The organism is Myroides sp. C4067, from assembly GCF_038039665.1.
Classification (GTDB): domain Bacteria; phylum Bacteroidota; class Bacteroidia; order Flavobacteriales; family Flavobacteriaceae; genus Flavobacterium; species Flavobacterium odoratimimum.
On record NZ_JBBPHJ010000004.1, the window covers coordinates 57307 to 70295 of the forward strand.

Here is a 12989-nt window from a genome sequence, read left to right on the forward strand (position 1 = left end):
GATTCGGAGAGAGAGAATTTGACGTTATTTTACAAAGACGAGTTGCTTAGAGTCCAACTTGTCTTCTCCACTATATCTGTAGCATACAAGTATTCCATCTCCTTTAGCAACGCTAAAATCAACACAACATACATTATCCTTAATTATATTAGGTCTAGTGCCTGTCTTGTGCTTCATCCAATAATGGCCAAAGAACACTGGTTTTTCTATAATTTGATAAAAGTTTTCACTCTCAAATTCGAATGGAGTATGAGGAAGTTCTTGTATAGGATGTACGCTGATAGAGTTATAAGTCATTTCTTTAGGGTCTTCCCACCATTTAGTTCTAAACTCAGTGCGTAGTATACGATCTTTATCAATAAAAGTTATGCCTTCAGGCATCTTCGCTTCTTTTCCTTTTAATGTTGTTTCTATAGCATTATATAATTCTGTTCCTTCTGTATTCGCTTCTTCTAACAGGTCATTCGTAATACAGTCGTTGACTAATCGGTTTCTTAAATAATTGATATGTTGATCATCCCAGCATGCGTGAACAGCTCTAAACGAATCATTCTCATAAAATAAAGGAAGTGATTTAAACCACTCTATATACATTTTGTACATATTAGGCACTTGCATAAACGCAGCCATGGTCACAGCATGTTGATTAAAGTTTTTAGGTGTATGCTCTCTAAGGTACTCTCCATTAGTAGAGAGTGTATTATAACAGATTGCATTGTACTCATGATTTCCCATCAACGCAATAGCTTCTCCATTGTCCACCATCTTTTTTACGATATCTAATACCTCTATGATATTAATACCTCTGTCTATATAATCTCCTACGAATAGTACTTTTCGCTCCGGATGTTGGTAGTAACCTTTTTTGTTAGAATAACCTAAAGCAGATAATAGTTGCTTTAAATCATTGCTATGTCCATGTATATCTCCTATTATATCAAAGTCTACAAAATTTTTGTCAATTGCTTTCATTATACAAGTTGTTGGTGTTATTAAATGTACGATAATTTGCGAATAAATTATCAAAAAAATAAAATTAAAATGAGAATATAGGATATATACAATAAAATTAGTTTATGATAAAAGTATTATATGAAATAAAAATGAAAAGAGCATGATGATGAGAATAGAGTAATGTTTTAGGAGTTAGTTTTGATATTTAGCAAAATACTGAATGAATGAATTGTAGCAGTTTACTGGAGTTTTTTTTGGGAAATATTAACTGTTATTAGGATATAGCGATACCTTGTTGATTAAAAACATAGTATTGTTCATTTGTAGGTAATAGGAGTCTATTAAAAAAGTCTATGTTTTCTAAAAAAATAAGAGTCAAATTGCCAATATAATAATTTTTAAAGAAGTCCTATTTTGCTGTTTATAAGTTGGATATGTTATAATGTTAGCGGATTTTTAATAAATTTTTAATAGCTAATCTAGTTTGTTTTCAGTAACTTAACCTTTATAAACTAACAATTATGACAAAGTATAAAATTGCATCATTAAAAGAGTTACAAGACAAGGGTAACAATATCGAAAGATTGCCGTTTTCGATACGAATTTTATTGGAGAATGTTTTGCGTAACCACGATGGTTATGTAGTGACTGACGAACATTTAGACACTCTAGTTAACTGGGATCCAAAGGGTACCGATAAAGATATCCCCTTTAAACCAGCACGTGTTTTAATGCAAGATTTCACAGGAGTGCCAGCTGTTGTAGATATTGCGTCTTTGAGGGATGAGTTCATCAGACAGGGAAAGGACGGAAATAAGATTAACCCAGCAATTCCTGTAGATTTGGTTATTGACCACTCTGTTCAGGTAGATTATTACGGAACAGACTACTCTTATAAGGGAAATGTAGAAAAAGAGTATGAGCGTAATTCTGAACGCTATGAGTTGTTAAAATGGGCTCAGCAGGAGCTAAATAACTTCACAGTAGTTCCTCCAGGAATGGGTATTTGTCACCAGGTAAATTTAGAGTACTTAGCTAAAGGTGTTATCGAAAGAGATGGTTGGGCTTTCCCAGATACTCTAGTAGGTACAGATTCACATACACCGATGGTAAACGGGATTGGAGTTATTGCTTGGGGAGTAGGAGGTATTGAAGCTGAGGCAGCTATGCTTGGACAACCAATTTACTTTACCTGCCCTGAGGTAATCGGATTAAAATTAACGGGTAAAATACCACAAGGTGCTACCGCTACTGATATGGTATTATCTATTACGAAGATATTGCGTCAAGTAGGAGTAGTAGGTAAATTCGTAGAAGTATTTGGCGATGGCTTAGATAATCTATCTGTGACTGATAGAGCGACTATATCTAATATGTCACCAGAGTTCGGATGTACAGTTACTTATTTCCCTATTGATAACCGTACCTTAGATTATATGCGTGCTACGAATAGAAGCGAAGAGCAGATAAAACTAGTAGAAGACTATTGTAAAGACAATATGCTATGGAGAACAGGGAAAGAGAATATTGAATATACTACAGTGATCGAGTTAGATCTAAATACATTAGAGCCTACAGTATCTGGACCTAAACGTCCACAAGACAAAATATTAGTAAAAGATTTAGCGACATCATTCTCTACTTTATTAGAGCAAGAGTATAATCGTACTTATACAGAGACTAAAGAGCGTAGAGAGCACGCTTGGCTATCAGAAGGTGGTTCTGGTACTGAGTTTGCTTACGAAGAGAATAAAGTCACTAATCCTACTACAGAAGTTGTTAAAGATAGTCTGCGTACAGTTCGTATTAAACAGAAGAACAAAGAGTATGTAATAGGAGACGGAAGTATCGTTATCGCTGCTATTACGAGTTGTACGAATACGTCTAATCCAGAAGTGATGATTGGAGCAGGACTAGTAGCTCGTAAAGCTATCGAGAAAGGTCTGAGAACGAAGTCATGGGTTAAAACAAGTTTAGCACCAGGGTCTAAGGTTGTGACTCAGTATTTACAGCGTTCAGGTTTATTAGAAGACCTAGAGGCACTTCGCTTCCATACAGTAGGATACGGATGTACTTCATGTATTGGTAACAGTGGACCTCTTCCATTACCTGTAGCAGAGGCAGTGACTAAAGGCGATTTAGTTGTAGCATCTGTATTATCAGGGAATAGAAACTTCGAGGCTAGGGTACACCCACAAGTAAAAATGAACTTCCTAATGTCTCCGATGTTAGTTGTTGCTTATGCACTTGTAGGTAGAGTAGATATTGATTTAATTAATGATCCTTTAGACTATGATCCTAATGGACAGCCAGTGTATCTAAAAGATATATGGCCTACGCATGAAGAGATTAGAGCAGTAATTAATGAATCATTGAAACAAGAAGATTTTGAACAAGTATACAGTGTGATTTTTGAAGGTGAGCAAGATTGGAAGAACTTACAAGCGCCAACAGGTCAGAAGTTTGAGTGGGATCAACCCTCTACTTATATCAGACAAGCGCCATTCTTCGAGAACTTACCAGCTCAACCTAAGCCAATTGTAGATGTACACAATGCTAGGGTATTGTTGTATTTAGGAGATTCAGTGACTACAGACCATATTTCGCCTGCAGGAGCTTTTAATGAGAGTTCTGCAGCAGGTAAATATTTACTGTCACAAGGAGTAGAGCCAAAAGATTTTAACTCATATGGATCTAGACGTGGTAACCATGAAGTGATGATGAGAGGTACCTTTGCCAATGTGCGTATTAAGAATAAAGTAGCACAACGCGAAGGAGGATATAGTACTTATTTACCTACGAATGAATCTCTTTCTGTATTTGATACAGCGATGAAGTATCAAGAAGACAAGACTCCTTTAATAATCTTAGCTGGTAAAGAATACGGAAGTGGATCTTCTCGTGACTGGGCAGCAAAAGGAACTTATCTATTAGGAGTAAAAGCTGTTATTGCAGAAAGCTTTGAGCGTATTCATAGAAGTAACTTAATTGGTATGGGAATAGCTCCATTACAATTCTTAGAAGGCCAAACAGCTGAATCTTTAGGTTTAACTGGAAAAGAGACATTCACTATCACAGGAATCGAACAAGATTTAGTACCACACAAAATACTAGAGGTAAAGGCTGTAAAAGAGAATGGAGAAACTCTTTCTTTCCAGGCCAAAGCTCGTTTTGATTCTTTAATTGAAATAGAGTATTATAAAAATGATGGTATTCTACAATATGTATTGAGAGACTATCTTAAATAGGTTTTTTGTTTTTTGTGAAAGTGTGAAATCGTTTTAGATGATTATATCAATACATAGTGTATCATATCATCTAAGTACATTATGCCCGCAGGGCAATGTCGTAAACTGATTACTGTAAACCGAAAACCAATTTAAATTCGTAATTAAAAAAGGGCTGTCTTATTTAAAAGACAGCCCTTTTTCTTTATTTTAATAGCTAAAATTATTTAGTCATATTTTTCATTTCTTTCTCGATCATATCGTAGAATTGATCAATCTTAGGAAGTAAAACGATTCTAGTTCTTCTGTTTCTAGCTTTGTTCTCAGGAGTATCGTTTTCTACTAATGGCACATACTCTCCACGTCCTGAAGCAACTAATTGAGAAGGGTTTAATTGGAAGTCATTTTGTAAAACTTGAACGATAGATACCGCACGTTTAACACTTAGATCCCAGTTGTCTCTCATCATTGCGTTTTTGATAGATACGTTATCTGTATGTCCTTCTACCATTACTTCAAAGTCTGGTTTGCTCTTAGCGATAGCAGCTACTTTAGCTAATACACGTTTAGCCTCAGAACTTACTTCATAACCAGCTGTTTTGAATAATAATTTGTCAGCGATAGAGATGTATACTACACCTTTTTCTACGTTAACTTGGATATCTGGATCATCGAAACCAACTTCTTTCTTCACACTTCTTACTAAAGCTAAAGTAACAGAGTCTTTCTTCGTGATTGCATCTTGAAGACGAGTGATCTTAAGATCTTTCTCTTTCATGCTCTCCAAAGTTTTCTCTAAGTTTTCAGCACCTTTAGAAGTTAACATAGTCATGTTACCCATATTGCTTAATAAGTCAGAGTTGTTCTTTTTCAAATGCTCGATCTCGTTAGAGAAAGCATTTCTCTCAGCTAAAGCAGAGTTTAGTTTTATAGTACATGTATTTAATAAATCTTGTACTTCTTTGTTTTTAGCTTCTAAGTCTGCAATTTTCTGTTTTGTACCACAAGAACCTAATGTCAAGGCTAAAACAGATAATCCTAAAACTACTTTTTTCATAATTAAAAAATGATTGAATTGTTTTGTCAAATATAGCAAATAGATGGCAATATAGAAAGAAAAGCCTAAACTATTTTAATTAGAATATTCTAATATAAGTCTTCCGTTTTTGAATATAATATAATTTAACAATTGATTTAGTTCGATAATACTCTTTTACAGGAGATTTTGATACCTTTTTTTTGAAGATAGGAATACGTTTGTAAAATGCAAAGTGAGAACGAACAATTGCAAAACAATGTTTGGGTTGCAACATTAGCATATATCTTACCCCAGCGATGCCGTCTAAGCACAATCTCAAAAAGATAGTAGAGAACTTGCCTTTAGAAGGCAGATTTTTATACAAAGTAAGTAGAGAGTTCCTAAAGTTAAGATAAGTCTTCTTTGGACTCTGATACTTTAAAGTTGCTCCACCAACGTGATATACAGTAGAATACCCCGTGTACTTAATCTTATATCCCAGATGATGTGCTCGCCAGCATAAGTCTATTTCTTCTTGATGAGCAAAGTAGTCTTCATCGAGTCCCCCCAGTTTTTGGTAAACTTCATTACGGATAAAAAAGCAAGCACCAGATGCCCAGAATATATCTATAATATCGTTGTATTGTCCTTTATCTTCTTCTATGGTATCGAAGATGCGCCCTCTACAGAATGGGAATCCGTACGAATCTATAAAACCACCTGCAGCACCTGCATACTCAAAGTGCGTTTTACGTTTATAGTCAAGAATTTTAGGCTGTACAATAGCCACTCGAGGTTGTTTATCAAATATTTCTTCTACCGAGTCTAACCAATTTTCGGTTACTTCGATATCTGAATTCAACAGTACTAAGTAAGGCTCTTGTATATCTTTTAACCCTTCATTATATCCTTGAGCAAAACCATAGTTTTGTTTATTTTGAATAATATGAACAGAAGGAAACTCTTGTTCTAGAACAGCTATAGACTGATCAGTAGAAGCATTGTCGATAACGTATATATTAGCTTTGTCCGAATACTTCAGTACAGAAGGAAGAAACTGTCTTAACAGCTGTTCTCCATTCCAATTTAAAATAGCTACGGCAAACTTTTTATTCATTTTGTTTTTCTTTTGTGTGAAATCGTTTTTTTGTGATGTCGTGATGTTGTTTTTTTTGTGAAATCGTGATGTTGTTTTTTGTGATGTCGTGATGTTGTTTTTTTTGTGAAATCGTAATGTTGTTTTTTGTGATGTCGTGATGTTGTTTTTTTGTGAAATCGTAATGTTGTTTTTTGTGATGTCGTTTAGTATATGTTATCTGTTAGCGCGGATTTGATTAATCCGTGCTTGCTACTCGCTGCACAAAGTCTCCCGACTTTGAGCTATTATAGTTTTGTAAGACTGTTAACCGTTCACTGTCAAGTAATCGGTGAAATCGTGATGTCGTTTAGTATATGTTATCAATATATAGTGTATCACATCATCTAAGTACATTATGCCCGTAGGGCAATGCTGTAAACTGTCAACTGTCAACCGTTCACTGTCAACTGTCAACCGTTCACTGACTCGCTGCGCAAAGTCTCCCGACTTTGAGCCGTTATAGTTTTGCAACACTGTTCTATTAACTAATCCTTCATTCCTAATTCCTCATTATAATTCGGCAATTCTCTTAAGAACACATATTTACTATTTTCGTAATCCATTTGACAGTAGTAATGATTTAGCCCATTGGTGACATACAGATAGGTTGATCTTAATTGAAAATTATAACGAGCAATCTGATCAAATGTTGTTTGGGTAATTTTTATCTCAGGTGCTTTACACTCTATGAGCATAAAGATTTCACCATTAGGTCTAAAAATCACCACATCATATCGTTTCGTCATTCCATTAATTCTCACTACTTTCTCTACACTGATGAGAGAAAGAGGATAACCTTTAGTATAGATCAAATCGTGTACTACATGCTGTCTTACCCATTCCTCAGGAGTAAGCTGAATAAACTTTTTACGGATAACATCAAAAATAGATAGCTTATTTTCACTATTTTTGAAACGAAAATCAAACGGTGGGAAATTCAGTCTTTGCATAAAGCAAAGATATTTTTTTTCTACTGGTATTGAGCAATATTTAAAACTAATATTTTGGATCAAGTAAAGGACATAATAAAGAATATAAAGGCAGGGAATGCTGCTCCTATATATTTTTTGATGGGGGAAGAACCGTATTATATTGATAAAATCTCTGAGTATATTGAAGATAATCTATTGACAGAAGAAGAGAAGGGGTTTAATCAAATGGTATTATATGGGCGAGATGTCACTGTTCAAGACATTGTTTCTAATGCAAAGCGATTCCCGTTAATGGCAGAAAAGCAAGTTGTCATTGTTAAAGAAGCTCAAGAGTTAGCACGTTCTATAGACCAATTAGAATCTTATGCTGCACAAGTACAACCTTCTACCGTATTAGTATTCTGCTATAAGTACAAAACATTAGACAAAAGAAAGAAGATTTACAAGGCGATAGAGAAGTCTGGTATCATATTTGAAAGTAAGAAGTTAAAAGAGTATCAGATAGAAGCTTGGCTTAAGAAATTACTTACTGCAAAAGGGTATAGTATAGATCCTAAAGCTTCTGCAATGCTAGTAGAGTTCTTAGGAACAGATTTGTCTAAAATAGCGAATGAGATAGATAAATTGGCTTTAATTGTACCAAAAGGAGTACAAATCACAGCAGAAGTAGTAGAAAAGAACATCGGAATAAGTAAAGATTTTAATAATTTTGAATTGATTAAGGCTATTGTAGACCGCAATCAGCTCAAAGCGTATAAAATTGCAAATTACTTTGCACAAAACCCAAAGAATAACCCTATCGTATTGACAATGGGGCTTGTTTATTCTTATTTTTCTAAGCTTTTGTTGTACCATGGGCTGAAAGATAAGTCACCATCTAACGTGATGAAACAATTAAAAGTGAGTCAATACGCAATAAAAGACTACGAAACGGGTTTTAGAATCTATAAGATGAAGCAAGTTAGTAGTATCATTGCACATCTAAAGGATGTAGACCTTAAAAGTAAGGGAGTAGGAGCTCAGGCGATGCCACAAGGAGAACTGCTTAAGGAGATGTTAATCAAAATATTTAATTAAAATAAATAAATAATGCCGAACAATTTAAACAAGAATAAGATTCTAGGATATGCTACGTTGATTATGATTATGATGGGTATCTTATTAATCTGTCTAGGAGCATTTAAATATTCCGAAATCGCAGGGTGGGGATTCACAGCTGTAGGAATCGGTTTCTTTGCAATAGCATGGGTTTTTAACGCTTTAAAAGGAAGAGTATAAGTTTAAAAAAGAAGAGGAGAGCATTGCTCTCCTCTTCTTTTTTAAACAATTAAGAATTAGGAATTAAAAATTAAGAATGTTTGGCTTCGCCATGGGGTATGTATATACGTTCTATTGGCACACACATCACGCAATCGCTACGTTCGTGTTATCGCGGATTTAAGGTTTTAATCTGTGATATATATCCGTTTAGTATGTCTTCTTGAGTGTAACGAAAGATCCCATCCCCCTTAGGGAATTACGAATTTCAAATTAATAATTACGAATCTTAGCCTTTCAGGCTTTAGGTACGTATATCAGGCAATCGCTACGTTCGTGTTATCGCGGATTTTTAATCTGTGATATATATCCGTCCAGTATATCCATTTAACTTCAATTAAAAAACCTATCAACTCTTATCAAAAAAACACCTTATTTTTTTCAAAAAAGCATCTATTTATCATCAAAAAATCTTATTTCTTCCTTAAAAGCCCCTTCTTTTTACCTTATTTTCTTCCAATTTCAGTGAATTAAGGCTTGAAAAGCAAAAAAAGTGTATACTTTTTTTTAAACCTGTTTTTGTTTAACTAATTGATAATTAGATACTTGTTTTAAAATAAGGTGTTGTTGTACTCAGTAGTATATAGCTCTTAACCCTAGTAAAATCAGGGCTTCTTCTTGGATTCTTGGACAGTTATAGGACAATACTAGGACTTTAGTGGGCAAAATGAGCCTTTTGTCGAAGGATGTTCCTTTTATACTCTGGGTATTCTTCTTGTATGTAGTGTAAAGGAGTGGTGGTGATGAATATAGCTATCAAAATATGGATATAGGGAGGGAGCTTCTGATGAATTGTTGTCCCCAAAAAGAACATATTATAAGAGTTGTAAAAGATGTCTTTGTAATTAAAGATAAAGTGCCGATGCTACAACAGTTAATAAATAACCCAATTAAGATTAATAAATTAGCAATGAACCTAGATAGGCAACCTTCGATGTTATACAGTGTTTACTTAGATTGTTATGTGAAGAGTCAATAGTGAGTTGATATTTGAATGAATAGATGCTATGCGTCATGTATATTTGTTCATCACATCAGTAGAGACGGGATACTTCCGTCTAACACACAGTTAGATTCTAATGGCTAGAAAGCTCTTATTCAAGGGAGAAATGCATAAACTTGCCACACGTGTTTCATATGCTGTGTTCTGTGTTTAAATCTGTCCACTGAATCCACAATATATGTCATACTGACGATAGGAGGGATCTCATGCTGTTACTCACACCTTCTATGTCATCCCGACGATAGGAGGGATCTCATCCTATTGGTGTGTACAGTCGCTGATGTTTTAATAACTCTTTTTTTTGTATGAGATCTTATGCATTTATTAAAGATAACACAATGAGAGAGTATGCTGTTTTGATTTAAGAATTAAGCTATTGGTGTGTAGATATTTATGAGATATTGTTGTTTACTCAATAATTCGCATTGTTTACGGTTTTCCTCTTGTGGGGTTATGTGGATGGTGGTATATTTACTCTTTAAATGAATTAATACCCGATTAAAGATAAATGGCTAAAAAAGTCCAAACTAAAAGTACTGAAGAAATCCTATGGGATGCAGCAAATAAATTGCGTGGTTCTGTAGAACCGTCTGAATATAAACACGTCGTGTTAAGTTTAATCTTCTTGAAGTTTGCCAGTGATAAATTTATCAAAAGAAGAAGTGAGTTAGTAGCAGAAGGTAAAAATGCTTTCTTAGAGATACCTGAGTTTTATCAGGCAGAGAATGTATTCTATTTGCCTGAGGAATCTCGTTGGACTTATGTGATGGAAAATGCTAAACAAGAGGATATCACCATCAAAATAGATAAAGCATTAAAGACGATAGAGCAAAAGAATAAATCTTTAGAAGGAGCTTTACCTGATAACTATTTCTCGAGATTGGGATTAGATCAGTCGAAGTTCTCTGCACTGTTAGATACCATCAATAATATAGATACGTTAAAAGATGAAGCGCAAGATATCGTGGGGCGTGTGTATGAGTACTTCTTGAGCAAGTTTGCCATAGCAGAAGGAAAGGGAAAAGGAGAGTTCTATACCCCTAAGAGCATTGTAAACTTAATTGCTGAGATGATAGAACCGTATAAAGGGAAGATCTATGACCCTTCATGTGGATCGGGTGGTATGTTTGTGCAGTCGTTAAAGTTTATAGAAAAACACCAAGGAAACAAAAAAGACATTTCGATATATGGACAAGAGCTGACGAATACAACGTTCAAACTGGCAAAGATGAACTTGGCGATACGTGGTATTTCGGCTAATTTAGGAAGCAAAGCAGCCGATACTTTTGGCGACGATCAGCACAAGGAATTGAAAGCTGATTACATCATGGCTAATCCTCCATTTAACTTAAAAGATTGGCGTGCGGAGAGTGAACTAACAGATGATTCGCGTTGGGCGGGATACGAAGTACCACCTAAGTCTAATGCCAACTATGCGTGGATTCTGAATATGATAAGTAAACTTTCTCAGCATGGAGTAGCAGGGTTTATCTTGGCTAATGGTGCTTTATCAGGAGGTGGAGAAGAGTATAAAATCCGCAAGCAAATTATAGATAACGATTTGGTGGAGGCAATTGTGATTTTGCCAAGAGCGATGTTTTATTCTACAGATATTTCGGTGACACTATGGATTCTGAATAAGAATAAAATAGAACGCACAGTAGAGGTAAACGACGCAACGAAAAACTACCGAAATAGAGAGGGAGAAGTCTTGTTTATGGATTTACGTCAAAAAGGAGAGCCATTTGAAAAGAAATTTACACAGTTCTCTGAGCAAGAGATTGAACAAATAGCAGCAACTTATCATACGTGGCAACAACACAATGATACGTACGAGAATGTGGCAGAATATTGCTATAGTGCTACAGTAGAAGAAATACGCAAAAAAGACTATTCTTTAGTACCAAGTAAATATATAGAGTTCGTCAATCGCGATGAACAGATCGACTACAAGGAACAAATGCAGAGCTTACAAGCTGATTTAAAAGAATTGTTTGCTAAAGAAGCAGAGTTGAAGAAAGAAGTTGCCAATGTATTCAAATCTTTAGGCTATGAGTTATAAAAGATTAGGAGATTATGTTCAGCTTGTTAATGACCGCAATAAAGATTTAAAAGTAGATACTCTGTTAGGAGTAAGTATAACAAAAAGGCTAATACCATCTATTGCTAATACAATAGGAACTGATATGTCTACATATAAAATTATTGAAAGAGGCCAATTCGCATATGGAACAGTTACTTCACGTAATGGAGAGAAGATTTCTATTGCTTTAGCAGATGAATATGATAAAGCTTTAGTGTCTCAGATATATGTTGTATTTGAAGTAATTGATAAAAATATATTATTGCCTGAATATTTAATGATGTGGTTTTCTCGTCCTGAGTTTGATCGTTTTGCACGTTATCATTCGCATGGAAGTACACGTGAGACTTTCGATTGGGATGATATGTGTGAAGTAGAATTACCTGTTCCATCTATTGAAAGACAACGTGAGATAGTAGGACAGTATCAAGCTGTAGGGGATAAGATAAAAGTAAATGAGCAGATCTGTGAGAAGTTAGAGGCTATTGCACAGACACTGTATAAGCAATGGTTTGTGGATTTTGAGTTTCCTAATGAAGAAGGATTACCTTATAAATCTTCTGGTGGATTGATGGAGTATAATGAAGAGTTAGAGAAAGAGGTGCCTGTGGGGTGGGAGGTGAAGAGTTTGGGGGAAGTTACTAATATTTCAGCAGGAGGCGATAAACCAAAGGTATATTCGGATGTTATTAATGCAGAATGTAATATCCCAATATACTCTAATAGTACTGATAATTATGGCTTGTTTGGGTATACCAATATGCCTAAAATAATTAAGCCTAGTATTACAGTTTCTGCTAGAGGAGCAATAATAGGATATACATTATTACGAAAGTATCCTTTTGTACCAATAGTGAGATTAATTACTATTACACCATATGATGATGAAGTTATTTATTATTTATTTAAAGTAATTGAAAGGTTTAAGTATGATGATAACGGTTCTGCACAAGGACAATTAACTGTTCCTGAGGTGTCTATGATGAATATTTTATATCCTACTAACTTAATTATAAAAGGATATTATAAGAAATATAAAGAAATAGATCTCTTTATAGATAATTATAAAAAACAAAGCCAGAAGTTCGTTCAGTTGCAAAGTTTGATGCTGTCAAGGATGGTGGGAGGAGAATAATTGTCTGCACCATGATTTATAGGATTAGTAGGATTAATAAGATGAGGGTCGGTGTAGATTGTGGGTAATTGTCTGCACCATGATTTATAGGATTAGTGGGATTAATAAGATGAGGGTCGGTGTAGATTGTGGGTAATTGTCTGGGCTATTTATGTAGGATAAAATATATTATTAAAAATTAT

The 12989-nt window shown here is 34.7% G+C and carries 10 protein-coding genes; 6 read left to right on the top strand and 4 right to left on the bottom strand.

Translation table 11 applies throughout. From position 1 onward, the window contains the following. Positions 1-24: 24 nt before the first annotated feature. A complete protein-coding gene (locus tag AABL87_RS03800; protein ID WP_006263470.1) occupies positions 25-972 on the bottom strand; it encodes a metallophosphoesterase in 948 nt (315 codons plus the stop codon). A gap of 503 nt (positions 973-1475) precedes the next feature. On the opposite strand from AABL87_RS03800, the gene acnA reads away from it, so the two are divergent. Next, on the top strand, positions 1476-4202 hold the full coding sequence (gene acnA / locus AABL87_RS03805; protein ID WP_341276955.1) for an aconitate hydratase AcnA: 2727 nt from the start codon (positions 1476-1478) through the stop codon (positions 4200-4202). Between the two features lie 202 nt (positions 4203-4404). Here the strand turns inward: acnA and AABL87_RS03810 are convergent, their stop codons facing one another. The 3 genes from AABL87_RS03810 to AABL87_RS03820 all read right to left on the bottom strand — a co-directional run bounded on the left by AABL87_RS03810 (position 4405) and on the right by AABL87_RS03820 (position 7287). Then, positions 4405-5238 (bottom strand): OmpA/MotB family protein, encoded by an 834-nt coding sequence (locus AABL87_RS03810; protein ID WP_006259013.1) that lies wholly within the window; start codon positions 5236-5238, stop codon positions 4405-4407. A 79-nt stretch (positions 5239-5317) separates the two neighbouring features. After that, positions 5318-6316, bottom strand: a complete 999-nt coding sequence (locus AABL87_RS03815; protein ID WP_041891170.1) for a glycosyltransferase family 2 protein — start codon at positions 6314-6316, stop codon at positions 5318-5320. Between the two features lie 506 nt (positions 6317-6822). After that, positions 6823-7287 (bottom strand): type I restriction enzyme HsdR N-terminal domain-containing protein, encoded by a 465-nt coding sequence (locus AABL87_RS03820; protein WP_006263474.1) that lies wholly within the window; start codon positions 7285-7287, stop codon positions 6823-6825. 54 nt (positions 7288-7341) lie between these two features. Between AABL87_RS03820 and holA the strand changes: the two genes are divergently transcribed. The 5 genes from holA (at position 7342) to AABL87_RS03845 (ending at position 12807) form a co-directional block, all read left to right on the top strand. After that, positions 7342-8346 (top strand): DNA polymerase III subunit delta, encoded by a 1005-nt coding sequence (holA, locus tag AABL87_RS03825; RefSeq protein ID WP_006261083.1) that lies wholly within the window; start codon positions 7342-7344, stop codon positions 8344-8346. A gap of 12 nt (positions 8347-8358) precedes the next feature. After that, positions 8359-8547, top strand: coding sequence for a CAL67264 family membrane protein (locus AABL87_RS03830; protein WP_006259008.1), 189 nt, complete (start codon positions 8359-8361; stop codon positions 8545-8547). An 802-nt stretch (positions 8548-9349) separates the two neighbouring features. Continuing rightward, on the top strand, positions 9350-9565 hold the full coding sequence (locus AABL87_RS03835; RefSeq protein WP_341276956.1) for a hypothetical protein: 216 nt from the start codon (positions 9350-9352) through the stop codon (positions 9563-9565). 532 nt (positions 9566-10097) lie between these two features. Beyond that, positions 10098-11651, top strand: coding sequence for a type I restriction-modification system subunit M (locus AABL87_RS03840; RefSeq protein WP_341276957.1), 1554 nt, complete (start codon positions 10098-10100; stop codon positions 11649-11651). After that, a complete protein-coding gene (locus AABL87_RS03845; protein ID WP_341276958.1) occupies positions 11641-12807 on the top strand; it encodes a restriction endonuclease subunit S in 1167 nt (388 codons plus the stop codon). The genes AABL87_RS03840 and AABL87_RS03845 overlap by 11 nt, the downstream gene beginning before the upstream one ends. The last annotated feature ends 182 nt before the right edge of the window (positions 12808-12989 follow it).

Coding starts and splice junctions, on each gene's coding strand:
- AABL87_RS03800 (WP_006263470.1), bottom strand. CDS start 972: ATGAAAGCAATTGACAAAAATTTTGTAGACTTTGATATAATAGGAGAT.
- AABL87_RS03810 (WP_006259013.1), bottom strand. CDS start 5,238: ATGAAAAAAGTAGTTTTAGGATTATCTGTTTTAGCCTTGACATTAGGT.
- AABL87_RS03815 (WP_041891170.1), bottom strand. CDS start 6,316: ATGAATAAAAAGTTTGCCGTAGCTATTTTAAATTGGAATGGAGAACAG.
- AABL87_RS03845 (WP_341276958.1), top strand. CDS start 11,641: ATGAGTTATAAAAGATTAGGAGATTATGTTCAGCTTGTTAATGACCGC.
- AABL87_RS03840 (WP_341276957.1), top strand. CDS start 10,098: ATGGCTAAAAAAGTCCAAACTAAAAGTACTGAAGAAATCCTATGGGAT.
- AABL87_RS03820 (WP_006263474.1), bottom strand. CDS start 7,287: ATGCAAAGACTGAATTTCCCACCGTTTGATTTTCGTTTCAAAAATAGT.
- acnA (WP_341276955.1), top strand. CDS start 1,476: ATGACAAAGTATAAAATTGCATCATTAAAAGAGTTACAAGACAAGGGT.
- AABL87_RS03835 (WP_341276956.1), top strand. CDS start 9,350: ATGGATATAGGGAGGGAGCTTCTGATGAATTGTTGTCCCCAAAAAGAA.
- AABL87_RS03830 (WP_006259008.1), top strand. CDS start 8,359: ATGCCGAACAATTTAAACAAGAATAAGATTCTAGGATATGCTACGTTG.